Genomic DNA, 15,695 nt, shown 5'->3' on the forward strand with positions numbered 1-15,695 from the left:
CGGATCGGGCCGCGGCGCTCGGGATCAGGGCGCGACGCCCCACTTCTTCATGATGGCGGCAAGGGTGCCGTCCTGGCGCAGCACATCGATGGCCGCGTTGAGCTGCTTGACGCGTTCGGCGTCTCCCTTGCGCACGGCAAGCGCGATGTTGGTGGGCATGGCAGGCTGATAGCTTTCGACGTAGCGCACGTTGCGCACGCCCTGGGTGCGGACCTGGTAGGAAATCACCGGTCCGTCGCCGAAGGCCGCGTCCAGGCGTCCGAGCGCCACGTCGCGCACCAGGTCGGACATGGTTTCGTACATCTTGATTTCCTTGAGGCCGGGCGCGGCCTTCAACGGCTCGACGTAGAGCGTGCCGATCTGCACGCCGACGGTCTTGCCCTTCAGGTCGGCAATGCTCTTGTAATCGGTCTTGTCCTTCTCCGGCACGATCAGGGCCTCGCCGTACTCCACCACCAACTGCGTGAAATCGACCACTTCGGCGCGCTGCGGCGTCTTGGCGAAGGCCGAGGCGATGATTTCGATCTTGTTGGTCTGCAGGGCCGGCACCAGCGAGGCGAACGGGATGGGCATGACTTCCGCAGTGAAGCCGGCCTGCTTGCCCACTGCGTGGGCGATGTCGATCATCACGCCTTGCAGGGTATTGGTCTTCGGATCCAGGAAGTTGAACGGCACCGCGGTCGGCGTGGCGCCTACCTTGACGGTCTGGGCGTGCGCGCCCGACAGGGCGGCGGCGCACAGCGCCGTCGCCAACAACGTTTTCAACACTTTGTGCAGCATCGGAATCCCCTTGGAAGCTGGAATCGCGCGCCTGCACGGTGTACCGGACGTCCGATTTCGTCCTTGTCAGGTGCGCATTATCGTATCGAATAGCGATAAGCTTCTATCGCATGTAGATTTTATAATCCGGCCAAGGAAAGCCTGTCAATCAACTCCGGTTTTAGCTAAGCGCTTTTTATTTAAGGGTTTTCCCGAGATTACCTGATGCGAAAAAGGTAGAATGCATCAAAAGAACCGCGGCTTTTCCTTGCATTCATTTGAATTGGAATGCAATCTCTGCGTATCGAACACTAATAGACTGGGCTGCCTGCGCCGCCCAGCCCAGCCATGAATCCGGAAACCTCCACGCTGTACGTCCAATCGCTGGCCACGGGCATCGCCGTGCTCGATGCCTTCGATGCCGAACACACCTCCATGAGCCTGCCGGACATTGCCGCCGCAGCGGGCATCACCCGCAGCGCGGCGCAGCGCTTCGCGTTCACGCTGGAAGCGCTGGGGCTGCTCAACAAGGACCCTGTCAGCAAGCGCTATTCGCTGTCGTCCCGCACGCTGGACGCAGGTTGCCGCTACCTGGAATCGCATCCGCTGCTGGACCGCGCCAATCCCTTCCTGCTGGAACTCAATCGCAATGCCGGCGAAACCGTGAACCTGGCGGAGCCGGCCGGGCAGGACATGATCTACATCGGCCGCTTTCCCAGCCCCTTGCGGTTACTGGTGCACATGCCCGTGGGCCGGCGCATCCCGATGTACTGCTCCTCCACCGGGCGCGTGTACCTCGCCGGCATGAGCGACGAGCAAGCTTGCGAGGCCCTGGAGGCCAGCGAGCGCGTGAAGTACACGGCCAACACGCTGACCGGCCTGGATGAACTGATGGCGCAGATCCGCCTGTCGCGCGAGCAGGGTTACGCCTGCTGCAAAGAGGAGTACTACCGCGGGGATCTGGCGCTGGCGGTGCCGGTCTACGACCTGAACCAGCGAGTGGTGGCGGGCCTGCAGCTGTCCGTGTCGGCGGCCAAGTGGACGGTCAAGCGCGCGGTGTCGCGCTTCGTTCCGATGATGCTGGAAACGGCCAGGCAAATCTCCACGTCGCCACCCACGCCTCGCGCCTTGACGGCGTTCGGCGGCGGCGCTGCGCGCGACCTGCACGCCGAGCCGCCAGGGCGCGTCAGCGGACGCAAGCCGTGAGGCTGGCGGCCGCTCCAGGCAGTTGCGGCTTCAAGCCGTTTGCGGCGTCTTTGCGCCCGGCTCGCCGCGGCGACCAGGCTTGCCATACAGCAGGCGCGCGCACAGGAACGCGCTGAGCGCGCCGGGCGCCGCGCCGACGGTCAGGGGGAAGCCCAGCTCTTCCAGCCAGGGCCTGCCCTGGGAGATAAAACCCGTCAGGAAAACGAAGCCATAGACGGCGCCGACCAGCGCCATCGCGGCATAGGCGCGCCAGGACGGATGCGCCGGCCGCAACGCGCCGGCCACGATGCCGCACAGCAGGGCGGGCACGAAGCCGAAAATGTAAAACCAGGGCAGGGCGTAGACCAGCATGAGCAGGTTCTCGGGATCGCGGGTCACGGCCGTCAGCGCGATGATGACGCCTGCGCCGCCGATGGGCGGCGCGGCCACGCCGTAGAGCGCGCCGCCCGCGACCAGATCGCTGCCCAGGCGCCGGCCGGCAGTGCCCATTGTGTGTTGCCGCCTGCGGCGGTAAGCGATGGCGGCGAGAGCGCCTAGAAGCAGTATGCCGGCCGAGATATAGGGGGTCATCGCGTCATGCAGAATGTGGGCGGGAGTGGCATGGCCGGCTTGCCGCGGGAAAGCGGCAAGCCGGCGCAACAGGCCTGATGATACCGTGGCGGCCGGCCAGGTTTTCCTGCGCGCGCCGCGCCCGCATCGCACGCAGCGCCATTCTGCGGCGGCGCGGCGCTCAAGTCGGGTCGTTGCCGGCGCGCGCGTCAGCGGCGCCGGCGCTGTCGTTCAATGAGCTGGCCAGCGCGGGGGCGGCCTCGTCCGCTGCGGGCTGTTGCTCCGTGCGCCGCATCAGCCGTTTGCTCACCATGGCGGCGACGAAGGCATTGCGTTGGGCCGCGTTGTAACCGGGGTGGCTGAGTTCGCGTACGTATTCGTTGATCACGGGTTTCATGGATGTTCTCTCGTCTTGAGGCCAGGCAGGGGCCGGGCGTGTTGGCTTGCATCGGCGCGGACGGCTTGCAGCAGGCGCGCCATGGTGACTTCGGCGCCGGTGTCGGCGGTAAAGAGCGCGCGGCTCCAGCGGCGCGCGCGCTGATCCGGCGCGGGCGCCGGAAACTGGACCACGAAGCGCAGCCGCCTCAGGAATGCGCTGTCCAGGTTGGACTTCAGGCTGGCGGCCCGCGACGCCAGGCCGCGGTAGGACTGCATGGGTTGCAACAGGTAGCTGACCTCGATATTGGCGTAGCGGTCATGGCTGTCCTTGACGTTCGCGCGCTTGCCGAAGAGAGCGTCGGCTTCGTCGAAGTACAGGACCGCGCCGCGCTGCTCGACCGACTCGAACAGGCGGCTCAGGTTTTCCTCGGTTTCGGCGATGTATTTGCTGACGATCCTGGACAGGTCGATGCGATGCAGCGCCAGCCCCGTATCGCGCGCAAGTTCCTCGGCAGCCTCGAAGGCCTGCGCCCGAGCGCGCGGGTCGTGTTGGACGCCGGTGTCCCAAAACGCGAGGATGCGCGGTTCCGTGGGTGCGTTCATGGGGGACTTCCTTCCGTTTGCCCGGCGCGTTGCTGGACCCGGATGACCACGAACTCGGCCGGCCTGAGCGGAGCGAATCCCACCAGGATGTTGACCATGCTCCGATCCCTGTCCTGTTGCGTGGTGGTCTCGCCATCGCACTTGACCAGATAGGCATCGCGGGGCGTGCCGCCCTGGAAGGCGCCCTGGCGGAACAGTGCATTCATGAAGGCGCTGACGTTCAGCCTGATCTGCGCCCAAAGCGGCTCGTCGTTGGGCTCGAACGCGGCCCACTGCGTTCCGCGCAAGAGCGATTGTTCCAGGTGCAGCGCCAGGCGGCGCACCGGCACGTACTTGTATTCCGAGGCGAAGTGGTCCGTGCCTTGCAGGGTCCGCGCGCCCCAGCAGACCGCGCCGCGTCCGGCAAAGGTGCGCAGACAATTGACGCCCAGGGTATTCAGGTTGCGGCTCTCGTCGTCGCTGACCGCCGCGGCCAGGGACAGGACGCCAGCGAGGCCCGCGTCGATGCCGGCTGGCGCTTTCCAGACGCCGAGGTCGGCGTCGGTGCGCGCATACAGGCCCGCGATCGTGCCGCAAGGCGCGGTCAGGCGCGGCAGGCCATTCTTCAGCGGGTCGGCCGCGCGGGTCCAAGGGAAATACAGCGCGGCATGATCGGACCTGGGCAGCGCCGCACCCATGACTGCGGCCGCCATGGAGGCCGCATCAGCCGCCGCCGGCGGCGCATCGATGATCATGAAGGCGTGCAGCTCTTTGCAGTAGGACACGGCATCGGCCAGCACGATGCTGTGCGTGATGCCGGGCAGGCATAGCAGGTTGAAGGCATGGGCATCGTCCAGCGCGTAGAGGCCCCGGCGCTGCGCGCGCTGGCCGATGAAAGCGGCATGCGCGTCCAGCGGATCGTTCTGCGCAGGCTGCGCCACGCGCACGACCCAGGCTTGAGCGCCGCCGTTCAGGAAGAATTGAAGCACCGCGTAGCCGAGTTCGCAGCCCTCGGCCAGCCCGCCGAACTCGCGTTCGTAGTCGGCGAAATCCTGGATGTGGACGGGATGGTTGAGCGGTCCGCGCATGGCCGTGCCCAGGAACGCGGCAACCGAGGTCGGCGCGCCTGCAATGGTGCGCACGCCTGCGGGAATTTCCTGGACATACACCCCGGGATGAGTCAGGGCAGGGACCATGAACTGCTCCTTTCCACGGCGACTTGATGGCGTGAACCTGCAGCAGGAGAGTCTTCGCGGGACGGCCGAAGCGCCGCGGACAGAGGGCCGGGCGTGGGCGCGACACGCCGTAGCGCGGGCGTCTGGCGGGCGTTGCGCCGCGCTTCTAGTTGGATTGCAGCGGAAAGGCAATCGGGCATAAGCAGCAGCCCTGATGAGATGTTTTATAGAAGGTCTGATAAAAGCGGGCAATAGCTTTTCAGCGGTGTTAACGTTCTGTTGCTTATTCAGAAGCCGGCCCTTGCAGGACGCCTTGCAGGCAGGCCGGTCGAGGCTTGGCCCGTAGCGGCGGCGCTGCGGGAAATCAGAGTGGCCGGGGGCCCGACTGGCGGCCGCGGCCCTCAACGAGGAGCGCGAGATGTGTAGCCTGACCCGACTGTGGCGCGTGCATGTTTTCCCGACAACATCGTCAGCGCCCGCGGACCCGCCCGGGCGCCTTTCTCGCCTCGCTCTCGCCCTTGCCGTGGCCGGCATGGCTGCCGGCGCGGGCCTGACGCCAACCGGCGCGGCGCAGGCGCAAGCCCAGGGACAGACCCCGGCGCAAACGGCGCCCGCCCAATCCGATGCGCAGGAAGAGGCCGCGCGTTCGCTGCAATGGCCGCGCAGTTTCGAGGCCGCCGACGGCACGCGCGTGGAGCTCTATCAACCCCAGATCGATACCTGGACTGCCGACCGCATTACGGGCCGCATGGCGGTGGCGGTTGGCGCCGCCAAGGGCAATCCCACCTACGGCGTGGCAGACTTTTCCGCCCGTGCCGAGGTCAACAAGCCGGCGGGTTTGGTGCATCTGTCGGACATCCGGATCGAGCGCGTGCAGGTGCCCACCTCGCCGGAAGCCGCGGCCAAGCTGCGCAGCCAGCTTGAAGCGCGCCTGCCGGCCAAGGGCGTGGTCACGCGGCTTGATGCACTGCAACTGAGCTATACGCTGTCCCAGAACAACCCGGCCACGAAAACCGTCCCGGTGGACAACGCGCCGCCGCGCATCATCTACCGCACGGTGCCGACCGTGCTGGTGCTGATCGACGGCGGACCTGTATTGGCCGAGGTGCCTGATGCCGCAGGCTGGCGCCGGGTCGTCAACACGCGCGCGTTGATGCTGGCGGACAACGCGGGCCGCTATTTCCTGCAGGCCGCTGGCCATTGGTACGAAGCGCGCACCGCCACCGGGCCGTGGACGGACCTGCCGCAGCCGCCCGAGGCCCTGCTGGCCGCCGCTGTTGCGGCGCGCCGCAAGGCCGAGCCGGACCCGATGCTGCCGCATGGCGGCAAGGCGCCGCACCGCGCGCCCGCCATCGCGGTGTCCACCGCGCCGGCCGAGTTGCTGGTGACCGTCGGCCAGCCTGAAATGCGGCCGGTGCCAGGGACTTCGCTGCTGTCGGTGACCAATGCCGATCATGCCCTGTTCATGAATCCGGGCGACAACCGCTACTACGTGCTGGTGTCCGGCCGCTGGTTCCGGGGCGCCAGCCTGGACGGCCCCTGGTCCTACGTGCCGGGCAAGCAGCTGCCGCGCGATTTCGCCAAGATTCCGTCAAAGGATCCGCAGTCGGGCGTGCTGGCTTCGGTGCCGGGCACGCCGCAGGCCAAGGAGGCGCTGATTGCCTCCACCATTCCGCAGACCGCCACGGTGTCGCGCAGCGCGGCGAAATTGCAGGTGGAATATGCCGGCGGCTCCCCGACGCTGCGGCCCATCGAGGGTACGGCGCTGTATTACGCCGCCAATTCGCAGGTGCCGGTGATACAGGCCGAAGGCCGCTACTACGCGTTGTCGCGCGCTGTCTGGTTCGTATCGGATTCGCCCATGGGGCCGTGGCGCGTGGCTGACCATGTGCCGGCGATCATCTACGCCATACCCGTCAGCTCGCCGCTGCACTACGTCACCTACGTGCAGGTGTACGGATCCACCCCGCAGAGCGTGGTGTTCGGCTACACGCCGGGCTACATGGGCGTGGTGGCCAGTCCCGACGGCACCGTGGTGTATGGCACGGGTTACGCGTATCCGCCGGTCATCGTGCAGGACACCTGGGTGGGCTATCCGCCCAGCTATGGCTACGACGCGGCCTTCGCCACCGCGACCGGTTTCGCCTTCGGCTTCGTCGCCGGCGAGACCTGGGGCGGCGCGGCGCCCTATTGGGGGCCATACTGGGGCGCGCCTTATTGGGGCGGCGTCAACGTGAACCAGGTCGACGTCTATGGCGCCTGGGGCGGCTCCGGCGTGGTCACGCACGCGGCCGGCTGGAACGGCTGGACCGGCACCGAATGGCAGGGCACCCACGCCGAGGGCTACAACCCCCAGACCGGCGCAGCCTTCGAAGGCACGCGCGGCGCGGCCTATAACGAGTACACCGGCAATGCGGCTGCAGGGCGGCGCGACGCCTATACCAACCCGGCGACCGGCGCCTCGGGCGCTGGCCGGGCGGGCGTGGTCGCCAACGACGACGGCCAATGGGCTGCCGGCCGCCAGGACGTGCGCACCAATGCCAACACCGGCCGCAGCACCATCTCGTCGGCCACGGCGACCGGCACGGCGGGCGACGGCGTCAGCAGCGTGGACCGGCGCGGCGCCACGTACGACCGCAACACGAACAGCGGCATGGCGTGGAACAACGGCAACGTGTACGCGGACCACAACGGCAACGTCTACGAGCACAACGACAACGGCTGGCAGCAGCACACCAGTTCGGGCTGGCAGCCCGTGCAGCCCAGCGCGCAGTCCGGCGGCAATTACCTGAACGGCCAGCGCCAGGCGCGCGACTATTCCGACGACCGCATGGGCGGCATGGAGGGCGGCGGTTGGCAGGACCGCGGAATGCAGGGCGGCGGCTGGCGCGACCGCGGCATGGGGGGCGCGGAAGGCGGCGGCTGGCAGGGGCGCGGCATGGGCGGCCGGGGAGGCTGGGGCGGCGGCTTCGGCGGATTCCATGGTGGAGGGTTCCGCCGCTGAGCGGCAGGCCGCCAGAGCAGGCGGCGCGGAAGGGGGGAGCGGCGCCTGCCGGTCCGCTTCCATTCCGGCCGCATTTGCGCAGCTCTGGCGCCGCGGTCTAGACTGGCCGCTTTCCCTTCTTTCACGCACTCCGCCATGGCGCTGCATAGCTGGCTCATCTATCTGGTCGCGGTCATCGGCCTGTCGGTAACCCCCGGACCGAACACGCTGCTCGCGCTGACCCATGGGGCACTGCATGGGCACCGCAAGGCCCTGTGCACCATCGCGGGCGGCGCAGTGGGCTTTGTCGCGCTCATCGCCTTGTCGATGCTGGGTATCAGCGCCTTGCTCAAGGCCTGGGGCCCAGCGCTGACGGTATTGAAGTGGGCGGGCGGGGCCTATCTGATCTGGCTCGGCATCCAGCTCTGGCGCGCCCCGGGCGTGCAGTTGCAGCCGGCCCCTGACATGCCGCGCATACGCGGCATGCGCATGTTCAGCCAGGGCCTGCTGTCGGCCATTTCCAATCCCAAGGCCCTGCTGTTCTACGGCGCCTTCCTGCCGCAGTTCATTGATCCTGCGCGCAGCCTGTACACGCAGTTCGCGATCATGGCCGGCACCTTCGTGGTGGTGGAGTTCCTGGTCGAGTACGTGTTGGCGCGCCTTGCGCATCGCGTGCGCCCCTGGCTGGAGCGCGCCGGCCGGCGTTTCAACAAGGTGTGCGGCGGTTTGTTTGCCGCCATGGGGGCGGCGCTGCCGGGGTCTTGATCGCCGGCGTGCTGCGTTGCCGCTTCAGTCCTCAGCGAGCCACCGCCCGGATTTCGGATCGATCGCCGCCCGGGCTCCATCCATCCGCACTTGTTCCTCATCCAGCCGCGCGGCGGTAGCCGGATCGACATCGAAGGCGATGCCGAGCGCGCTTGCGATGCGGGCGTCTTCAATAGGCAGTTCCCACGTCAGGAACAATTGCGCCAGGTCCAGGCCGGCCGCGAAGTCGGCCTCGCGAAAACCCTTGCCGTCGCGCGGGATGACGGCATGCGGCTGGCAGGTATCGAAGATCATGGCGGTGCCGCGCACGAGCGGAATGCGCAGGCCGGCGGCCGGGAAGTGCACGTCCAGGCCCCGGTCTTCGCTCAGGAACAGATTGCAGAAGGCGGCGCCGCCATATTGGCAGCCGTCATGGTGGTAGCGGGCGCCGCGGCAGGCCATGAGGGCGATGTCGGCGCTCGCCAGCACGTCGGACAGCCCCCGGTCGTGCGCCCAGTCGCGCATGGCTCGCAGGCATAGTCCGTATTCGGGCCAGCGCGCCTGCGTGCGCGCCAGCGGCATCTGCTCCACGTCCCCGGGTTCCAGATACAGGCGCGTGGCCATCTCGCGCTCCCAATCCGACAGCACGCGCGCGGGCGGCACGGGTACGTCCAGCGTGGCGGTCAGCACCGTGCCGCTGACGCTGCGGCTGCGCATGGCGTCGCCGCTCCAGTAGAAGGATGTCAGGTGGCCGGGCGTGTAATGATGCGAGGGGGGGGCGTGGTTCATCGGGCTTCGAGCATCCGCGCGGGTTGCGGTTGGGCGGCTATCGTACCCAAGCCGTCCGTGCTTCGGTATTTATTCCATTCCAGACTTATTTCATGAAAATTACTCGTTTGTTGTGATGAAACCTCGCCCTTAGCATCGTTGCCATAACCCTAGCTGGAGTTTCCATGACCGCGCCTGTTCCCGCCTTTTCCCATGCCCTCGTGACCCGCGACGAGCGCGGCGTCTACACCTTGCAGATCCACGATGCCAAGAGCCTGAACATCCTGGCCTCGGCGGTCACGTTGAGCCTGACCGAGGCCGCCCGCTGGATTGGCGCGCAGGACGATGCCCGCGCGGTCGTCATCCGCGGCTCGGGCGAGCGTGCCTTCGTGGGCGGCGCCAACATCTATGAAATGGCCGAACTCGACCCGCAGGGCGCGCGCGAGTTCATTACCCGGCTGCGCGACCTGTGCGACGCCGTGGCCGCGATTCCCGTGCCCACCATTGCCCGCATTCCCGGCTTCTGCCTCGGCGCCGGCATGGAGCTGGCCGCGGCCTGCGACATCCGCCTCGGCTCGGCGGACGCGGTTTTCGGCATGCCCGAGGTGCGCGTGGGCATTCCGTCCGTGATCCACGCCGTGCTGCTGCCGGCCATCATCGGTCCCGGCCCCACCAACTGGCTGCTGCTGACCGGCGAGACCGTGGACGCGACCCAGGCCCGGCAGTGGGGCTTCCTGGAATTCGTCAGCGAGACCGGCGCGCTGGACGCCCTGGTCGAGCGCACCGTGGCGCCCATCGCCGAAAGCGGTCCGATCGCCGTGCGTTCGCAGAAGGCCCTGCTGCGCTACTGGAGCGAGTCGACTGTCGAGGCCGGCCTGGATCGCAGCGTGGCGGCGTTCGGCGAGGCCTTCACCACCGACGAGCCGCGCCGCTACATGGCGCCCTTCGTCAATCGCAAGAAGCAGCAGGAGGCCAAGTAATGGCCGGTCCGCTCGCGGGCGTGCGCGTCATCGACCTGACGTCGGTGGCCATGGGGCCGTACGGCACGCAGATCCTCGCCGACATGGGCGCGGAGGTCATCAAGGTCGAGGCGCCCGAAGGCGACGTGTTCCGCACCTCGGCTCCGGCCGCGAGTCCGGGCATGGGGCCGGCTTACCTGAACCTCAACCGCAACAAGTACAGCGTGACGCTGGATGCCAAGACGCCGGCCGATCGCGAAAGCCTGCTGCGCCTGATCGATGGCGCGGACGTGTTCGTGTCCAACGTGCGTCCGGCGGCCCTGGCGCGCCTGGGCCTGGACGCGGACACGCTGCGCGCGCGCAACCCGCGCCTGATCCATTGCTCGGCCGTGGGCTTCGGCCAGGACGGCCCCTATGCGGCGCGGCCGGCCTTCGATGACATCATCCAGGCCATGAGCGGACTGGCCGATTTGCAGGGGCGCAACAGCGGCGCGCCGGCCTATGTGAACACCATCCTTGCCGACAAGGTGGCGGGCCTGACGCTGGCCTACGCCATACCCATGGCGCTGTACGAGCGCGAGCGTTCGGGTCAGGGGCAGGCGGTTGAGGTCCCCATGTTCGAGACCCTGGTCTCCTTCACGTTGATCGAACACATGAGCGGCCACAGCTTCGTGCCGCCGCGGGGACCCATGGGCTACAGCCGCGTGCTGTCGCCGCAGCGGCGTCCCTACCGTACGCGCGACGGCTACCTGGCGCTGCTGCCCTACACCGACGCGCAGTGGCGGCGCTTCTTCGCCCTGGCCGAACGTGCGGACCTGGCGGCGGACGCGCGCTATGTCGACGCAAGCGCGCGCGCGCGGCACTTCGACGAGCTCTATCAGGACCTGGCGGACATCGTCGCCTTGCGCGGTACCGAGGAATGGCTGGCGCTGCTGGCGGACGCGGACATTCCGCACTCGCGGGTGAACACGCCGGAAGCCCTGTTCGAGGATCCGCACCTGAAGGCGACGGGCTTCTTCCAGCGCGTGGAACATCCGACCGAAGGGCCGCTGGTGGCCGCCGGCATCCCGGTGCGCTTCTCGCGCACGCCGGGCGAGATCAGGCGCCAGGCGCCGCGCCAGGATGCCGATCGCGATATGCTCGAGCCTGCGCGCTGAGGCCGGCATGGCCGGCGGCGCCTGGCGGCGACTTCGACCATGAACATCACTCTCAAGCAATTGCGCGTGTTTTGCGCGCTATACGAACTGCGCAGTTTCACGGCGGCCGCGCGCGCGGCCTTCGTGACGCAATCGGCCGTCAGCAAGCTCTGCGCCGAACTTGAGGCCGAGGTCGGCCAGCCGCTGTTCGAGCGCTCCACCCGCAGCGTCACGCCCTGCGACGGCGCGGCGGATTTCTACGCCTATGCCCAGGAAATCCTGGGCACCGTGCGCGCCGCCGAGCGCAGCATGTCGGGCCTGCGCACGCTGGAGCGCGGCACGGTGGGCGTGGCCACTTCGCCGCTGATGATGGTCGGCCTGCTGGGCGAGGTGGTGGCCGACTATCACCGCGCCCATCCCAGCGTGAAGCTGGATTTGTTCGAACTTTCCACCGACGACACCATCGAGCACGTGCGCAACGGCCGCGCCGACTTCGGCATCGTCTCGGTCGAGATCCCTTCGGAAGAACTGGCCACCCGGGTCATCTATCGCGACACCATGTACGCGGTGTGCGCGCCGCGCCATGCGTTGACGCGCAAGCGTTCGGTGTCATGGGCCGACGTGGCCGCCCATGATCACATCATGCTACGCAACGTGTATAGCGTGCGGCGCAGCCTGGACCGCGTGGCGGCCGACCTGAACCTGGAATTCCGCTACCGCATCGAGGCCGGCATGCTGACCTCGGCGTTGAAGCTGGTCGGCGCGGGCCTGGGGATAACGGTCGTGCCCGGTTATGCCTGCGATCTGGCGCGGCAGTTGGGCCTGCGCATCCTCGCCATAGACGGCGCTCGCAAGCACGGGCACGAACTCTGGCTCATCCAGCGCCGCAACGCGCGGCTGTCGCTGGCGGCTTCAGCCTTCCTGCAGGCGACCGAGGAATATCTGCGGCAGCGCCAGGCTTCGGAGAATTAATCCCGGTTTGGAATAAGTCTATGAAAATTAGTCCCTTGTTGGGATAAACGGGTCGCAAGCATCATACGGTCAGAGTTCAAGAGGCCGACCCGCGGCCCCTCACAGGAGACAAGCATGATCCGACCGTTCGGCGTCCGCCGCCGCCTGCTGGCCGCTGGCAGCCTCACCGTCCTGACCGCGCTGGCTGGCGCACTGCCGTCCGTGGCATTGGCGCAGGGCGCCTATCCTGACAAGCCCATCACCATCGTCGTGCCGTTCTCTCCGGGCAGCGCCACCGACACCAGCGCGCGCATCATTGCCGAGAAGCTCGGCCCGCGCCTGAACGTGCCTGTCGTCATCGAGAACAAGCCCGGCGCGTCTGGCACCATCGGCGCCTCGTTCGTCGCGCGCGCGCAGCCCGACGGCTACACGCTGATCCTCACCAGCAGTTCGACGCACTCGGCCACGCCGGCGTTGTTCCGTAAGTTGCCGTTCGATCCCACCGGGGATTTCACGCACGTCGTGCGCATCGCCACCATCCCGATGATGCTGGTGGTGCGCGAGGACGCGCCCTACAAGTCGCTGCAGGAACTGGTCAAGGCCACGCAGGCCAAGCCCCTGAACTACGCGTATGGCTCGCCCACCAGCCAGATCGCCGGCGCCACCTTCAACACGGTGGCGGGCGCCGCGGCCAACGGCGTGCCGTACAAGAGCCAGCCGCCGGCCGTGACCGACCTGCTGGGCGGCCACGTCGACTACCTGTTCGCCGACCTCTCTGTCGTGACCTCGTTCATGCAGGCCGGCAAGCTGCGCGGCCTGGCCTACACGGGCCATGAACGCGCCAAGGAGTTCCCCAGCGTGCCGACGCTGGCCGAGCTGGGCTACCAGAAGTTCGACCTGGTCGTGTGGGTCGGCGTGGCCGTGCCGGCCAAGACGCCCGACGCCATCGTGCAGAAACTGAACCAGGAAGTCGCCGCCATCCTGCGCGAGCCGGACGTGCTGCAGCGCTTCGAATCCCTGGGCATGCAGGTCTCGCCCAACAGCGTGGCTGAACACCAGGCCTTCGCGCAGTCGCAGCGCCAGGTCTGGACCCAGCGCGCGATCGACGCGAAGATCGAACCGCAGTGATCGAACCGCAATAAACGGCGGGAAACGAACAGGGCGTCCGACGGGCGCCCTTTTTCCATGAGACGGGGTGACCGCTCCTTGGCCGCGCCCCGTGCCGGCCGCCGCCAAAACGAATAAAGTGCCAGACAGCGTCCGCCCGATCGCGGCGGGCAATCATCAAGACACGGAGACAACATGGATACGGCAGGCAAGGGCGCCAGCGTGCGCGAACAGGTCAGCGCAACGGAATGGGAGGTCCGCAAGGATCTGGCGGCGCTATACCGTTTGGTGGCGCTGTTCGGCTGGGACGATTTGATCTTCACCCACATCACGGCCAAGGTGCCGGGGACCGAACATTTCCTGATCAACCCCTACGGCATGATGTTCGACGAAATCACGGCATCGAGCCTGGTCAAGATCGATCTGGACGGGCGCAAGGTGATGGAGTCGGAGTACGACATCAATCCAGCCGGCTTCACCATCCATAGCTGTATCCACGCGGCTCGCAAGGACGCGATGTGCGTGCTGCATACGCACTCCATCAACGGCGTGGCGGTGTCGGCGCAGAAGGCCGGCCTGCTGCCGCTGTCGCAGTTCGCGTTCATCGTGCTGCGTTCGCTCAGCTACCACGACTACGAAGGCCTGGCGCTCAATCCCGAGGAACAGCCTCGCCTGGTGCGGGACCTGGGCAGCAACAGCTATCTCATCCTGCGCAACCATGGCCTGTTGACCGTGGGGCAGAGCATGGCCGAAGCGTTCCAGGCCATGCACCGGCTGGAGGCCGCCTGCATGGTGCAGGTGCGGGCCCAGGCCGGTGGCGAACTGACCTACATCCCGCCTGACATCCTGAAGAACGCCACGGTGGAATCGCAGGCCGACCGCGCGCACAAGGCCATGCTGGCCTGGCCGGGACTGCTGCGCCGCCTGGACCGCCGCAACCCGGGCTACGCGGAGTAGCCGCCGGGCGCGGGCCCCAATGGCTTGGGGCCCGCTGAAACGGATCAGTACTTGCCCATGTAATCGCGCTTGCCGATTTCCACGCCGTTGTGGCGCAGGAGGTCGTAGGCCGTGGTCACATGGAAGAAGAACTGCGGCAGCCCATAGTGCAGCAGATAGGCGCTGCCGCTCAGTTTCTTTTCCTTGGGCGTGCCGGGGCGCAGCACGATTTCGCGCGCTTCGCTCTGCGCGAACTGTTCGGGGCCGAACGAAGCCAGGTGCTCCAGCGTCTTGGCGATCAAGGCTTGCAGGCCCGCGAAGGTGGCTTCGCTATCCGGCCACGAAGGCACTTCCGCGCCAGCCAGGCGCGAGGCGATGCCCTTGGCAAAATCCGCGGCGATCTGCACCTGGCGCGACAGCGGGAACATATCGGGGAACAGGCGGGCGCCCAGGTAGGCGTCCGGATCGATGTTCTTTTCCGTGGCGTGGGCTTCCGCTTTCTTCAGCACGTCGGACAGGGCCGACAGCATTTGAGTCAGGACGGGAACTGAGGCGCTGTGCATGAAATTGCTCATATCGTGTCTCGCTTGAGAGTGGCGCCGGCGCGGAAGGCGCCGGGCAGGCCTGCGAAGACTACCAGTTGCCGGCGTCGACATCCGTAATGCATGTTCGCCCTTGCATCATCATGACATCATGATGTTATGATGTCTTCATGCAAAACGATGCCGAATATGCTCCTCTTTATGCCCGGGTGGAAATGGCCCTGGCTGCGGAAATCTCGTCCGGCAGCCTGTCGCCTGGCGACCGGTTGCCGACGGAAGATCAACTGATCGAGCGCTTCGCCGTCAGCCGCAGCACGGTGCGCAAGGCGGTGGAAAACCTGGTTGCGCGCGGGCTGGTGGAAATCCGGCGCGGCAAAGGCACGTTCGTCACGGAGCCCAAGCTGATGCAGCCGCTGACGGCCCTGAGCGGTTTCGTCGAGGATATGACCGCGCTCGGCCGCCGGGCGACCGCGCGCCTGCTGGACAAGCGCCCGGTGCCGGCCACGGAAGACGTCGCCCGCCAACTGGGCGTGGCGCGCGGCGCGCTGGTCTATCGGATCGAGCGAGTGCGGCTGGCGGACGGCGCGGCCATGTCGTTTGATGAAACCTATCTGCCGCTGGACGTGGGCGAAAAAGTCGCCAGCAACGACCTGGAGGCCGAGCCCATCTTCGATCTGCTGGAGCTGCGCTACGACCTGCCGCTGATCGAGGCCGAGTACCAGCTGGAAGCGGTGACGGCGGACGAACGCGTCGCGCAGGCGCTGGGCGTCGCTACGGGAAGCCCGATCTTCCTCATCGAGCGCACGTCCTACACCGAGCGGCAGCGGCCCGTCGACTACGAAAAGCTGTACTACCGCGGCGACCTGATCCGCTTCAGTACCCGCCTGGCGCGCCAGCCACGCAAGCCGACCTGAAGCGGC

Annotated in this window: 16 protein-coding genes; 9 read left to right on the plus strand and 7 right to left on the minus strand. The window is 67.2% G+C overall.

Annotated elements, in window-relative coordinates; genetic code table 11:
* Positions 1-24 precede the first annotated feature (24 nt).
* Positions 25-780 carry a substrate-binding periplasmic protein gene (locus tag AC1RHV_RS18455; protein WP_492301610.1) on the minus strand — a complete coding sequence of 252 codons (756 nt, stop codon included), beginning with the start codon at positions 778-780 and terminating at the stop codon, positions 25-27.
* Between the two features lie 327 nt (positions 781-1,107).
* On the opposite strand from AC1RHV_RS18455, the gene AC1RHV_RS18460 reads away from it, so the two are divergent.
* Entirely contained in the window at positions 1,108-1,965 is an 858-nt protein-coding gene (locus AC1RHV_RS18460) for an IclR family transcriptional regulator (RefSeq protein ID WP_054451768.1), read from the plus strand.
* Between the two features lie 30 nt (positions 1,966-1,995).
* Here AC1RHV_RS18460 and AC1RHV_RS18465 read toward each other — a convergent pair whose 3' ends face one another.
* From AC1RHV_RS18465 to AC1RHV_RS18480, 4 genes are all read right to left on the minus strand, one after another.
* On the minus strand, positions 1,996-2,454 hold the full coding sequence (locus AC1RHV_RS18465; RefSeq protein ID WP_225588898.1) for a hypothetical protein: 459 nt from the start codon (positions 2,452-2,454) through the stop codon (positions 1,996-1,998).
* A 241-nt stretch (positions 2,455-2,695) separates the two neighbouring features.
* A complete protein-coding gene (locus AC1RHV_RS18470) occupies positions 2,696-2,911 on the minus strand; it encodes a hypothetical protein (protein ID WP_147400236.1) in 216 nt (71 codons plus the stop codon).
* Entirely contained in the window at positions 2,908-3,495 is a 588-nt protein-coding gene (locus AC1RHV_RS18475; RefSeq protein ID WP_054451764.1) for an AAA family ATPase, read from the minus strand. Before AC1RHV_RS18475 ends, AC1RHV_RS18470 begins: the two co-directional genes overlap by 4 nt.
* Entirely contained in the window at positions 3,492-4,670 is a 1,179-nt protein-coding gene (locus AC1RHV_RS18480) for a phage tail sheath family protein (protein WP_492301613.1), read from the minus strand. The genes AC1RHV_RS18475 and AC1RHV_RS18480 overlap by 4 nt, the downstream gene beginning before the upstream one ends.
* A 511-nt stretch (positions 4,671-5,181) precedes the next feature.
* On the opposite strand from AC1RHV_RS18480, the gene AC1RHV_RS18485 reads away from it, so the two are divergent.
* Positions 5,182-7,653 carry a carbohydrate-binding family V/XII gene (locus AC1RHV_RS18485; protein WP_492301615.1) on the plus strand — a complete coding sequence of 824 codons (2,472 nt, stop codon included), beginning with the start codon at positions 5,182-5,184 and terminating at the stop codon, positions 7,651-7,653.
* 135 nt (positions 7,654-7,788) lie between these two features.
* The gene (locus AC1RHV_RS18490) at positions 7,789-8,397 is read left to right on the plus strand and encodes a LysE family translocator (protein ID WP_119449475.1); all 609 of its coding nucleotides are present in this window, start codon (positions 7,789-7,791) and stop codon (positions 8,395-8,397) included.
* Positions 8,398-8,421: 24 nt separating this feature from the next.
* On the opposite strand, the gene AC1RHV_RS18495 is transcribed toward AC1RHV_RS18490, so the two are convergent.
* Positions 8,422-9,165, minus strand: a complete 744-nt coding sequence (locus AC1RHV_RS18495; protein ID WP_492301617.1) for a hypothetical protein — start codon at positions 9,163-9,165, stop codon at positions 8,422-8,424.
* Positions 9,166-9,329: 164 nt separating this feature from the next.
* On the opposite strand from AC1RHV_RS18495, the gene AC1RHV_RS18500 reads away from it, so the two are divergent.
* From AC1RHV_RS18500 to AC1RHV_RS18520, 5 genes are all read left to right on the plus strand, one after another.
* The gene (locus AC1RHV_RS18500) at positions 9,330-10,124 is read left to right on the plus strand and encodes an enoyl-CoA hydratase (protein WP_125471225.1); all 795 of its coding nucleotides are present in this window, start codon (positions 9,330-9,332) and stop codon (positions 10,122-10,124) included.
* On the plus strand, positions 10,124-11,260 hold the full coding sequence (locus AC1RHV_RS18505) for a CaiB/BaiF CoA transferase family protein (protein WP_175160225.1): 1,137 nt from the start codon (positions 10,124-10,126) through the stop codon (positions 11,258-11,260). The genes AC1RHV_RS18500 and AC1RHV_RS18505 overlap by 1 nt, the downstream gene beginning before the upstream one ends.
* A 39-nt stretch (positions 11,261-11,299) precedes the next feature.
* Complete coding sequence (locus AC1RHV_RS18510; RefSeq protein WP_054451750.1) at positions 11,300-12,211, plus strand: LysR family transcriptional regulator; 912 nt, start codon at positions 11,300-11,302, stop codon at positions 12,209-12,211.
* Positions 12,212-12,325: 114 nt separating this feature from the next.
* Positions 12,326-13,318, plus strand: a complete 993-nt coding sequence (locus tag AC1RHV_RS18515) for a Bug family tripartite tricarboxylate transporter substrate binding protein (RefSeq protein WP_054451748.1) — start codon at positions 12,326-12,328, stop codon at positions 13,316-13,318.
* Positions 13,319-13,492: 174 nt separating this feature from the next.
* Positions 13,493-14,254, plus strand: coding sequence for a class II aldolase/adducin family protein (locus AC1RHV_RS18520; RefSeq protein WP_054451747.1), 762 nt, complete (start codon positions 13,493-13,495; stop codon positions 14,252-14,254).
* Positions 14,255-14,298: 44 nt separating this feature from the next.
* On the opposite strand, the gene AC1RHV_RS18525 is transcribed toward AC1RHV_RS18520, so the two are convergent.
* Entirely contained in the window at positions 14,299-14,808 is a 510-nt protein-coding gene (locus AC1RHV_RS18525; RefSeq protein ID WP_054451745.1) for a DUF1993 domain-containing protein, read from the minus strand.
* Positions 14,809-14,945: 137 nt separating this feature from the next.
* Between AC1RHV_RS18525 and AC1RHV_RS18530 the strand changes: the two genes are divergently transcribed.
* Entirely contained in the window at positions 14,946-15,689 is a 744-nt protein-coding gene (locus tag AC1RHV_RS18530; RefSeq protein ID WP_492301621.1) for a GntR family transcriptional regulator, read from the plus strand.
* The last annotated feature ends 6 nt before the right edge of the window (positions 15,690-15,695 follow it).

The sequence above is a fragment of the Achromobacter sp. GW823-FHT04E03 genome, assembly GCF_058796095.1.

Excerpts from the sequence above, each read along its gene's own strand:
- AC1RHV_RS18500 (WP_125471225.1), top strand. The coding sequence starts at position 9,330 with ATGACCGCGCCTGTTCCCGCCTTTTCCCATGCCCTCGTGACCCGCGAC.
- AC1RHV_RS18485 (WP_492301615.1), top strand. The coding sequence starts at position 5,182 with ATGGCTGCCGGCGCGGGCCTGACGCCAACCGGCGCGGCGCAGGCGCAA.
- AC1RHV_RS18525 (WP_054451745.1), bottom strand. The coding sequence starts at position 14,808 with ATGAGCAATTTCATGCACAGCGCCTCAGTTCCCGTCCTGACTCAAATG.
- AC1RHV_RS18530 (WP_492301621.1), top strand. The coding sequence starts at position 14,946 with ATGCAAAACGATGCCGAATATGCTCCTCTTTATGCCCGGGTGGAAATG.
- AC1RHV_RS18495 (WP_492301617.1), bottom strand. The coding sequence starts at position 9,165 with ATGAACCACGCCCCCCCCTCGCATCATTACACGCCCGGCCACCTGACA.
- AC1RHV_RS18510 (WP_054451750.1), top strand. The coding sequence starts at position 11,300 with ATGAACATCACTCTCAAGCAATTGCGCGTGTTTTGCGCGCTATACGAA.
- AC1RHV_RS18455 (WP_492301610.1), bottom strand. The coding sequence starts at position 780 with ATGCTGCACAAAGTGTTGAAAACGTTGTTGGCGACGGCGCTGTGCGCC.
- AC1RHV_RS18475 (WP_054451764.1), bottom strand. The coding sequence starts at position 3,495 with ATGAACGCACCCACGGAACCGCGCATCCTCGCGTTTTGGGACACCGGC.
- AC1RHV_RS18515 (WP_054451748.1), top strand. The coding sequence starts at position 12,326 with ATGATCCGACCGTTCGGCGTCCGCCGCCGCCTGCTGGCCGCTGGCAGC.
- AC1RHV_RS18460 (WP_054451768.1), top strand. The coding sequence starts at position 1,108 with ATGAATCCGGAAACCTCCACGCTGTACGTCCAATCGCTGGCCACGGGC.
- AC1RHV_RS18490 (WP_119449475.1), top strand. The coding sequence starts at position 7,789 with ATGGCGCTGCATAGCTGGCTCATCTATCTGGTCGCGGTCATCGGCCTG.
- AC1RHV_RS18480 (WP_492301613.1), bottom strand. The coding sequence starts at position 4,670 with ATGGTCCCTGCCCTGACTCATCCCGGGGTGTATGTCCAGGAAATTCCC.
- AC1RHV_RS18520 (WP_054451747.1), top strand. The coding sequence starts at position 13,493 with ATGGATACGGCAGGCAAGGGCGCCAGCGTGCGCGAACAGGTCAGCGCA.
- AC1RHV_RS18505 (WP_175160225.1), top strand. The coding sequence starts at position 10,124 with ATGGCCGGTCCGCTCGCGGGCGTGCGCGTCATCGACCTGACGTCGGTG.
- AC1RHV_RS18465 (WP_225588898.1), bottom strand. The coding sequence starts at position 2,454 with ATGGGCACTGCCGGCCGGCGCCTGGGCAGCGATCTGGTCGCGGGCGGC.
- AC1RHV_RS18470 (WP_147400236.1), bottom strand. The coding sequence starts at position 2,911 with ATGAAACCCGTGATCAACGAATACGTACGCGAACTCAGCCACCCCGGT.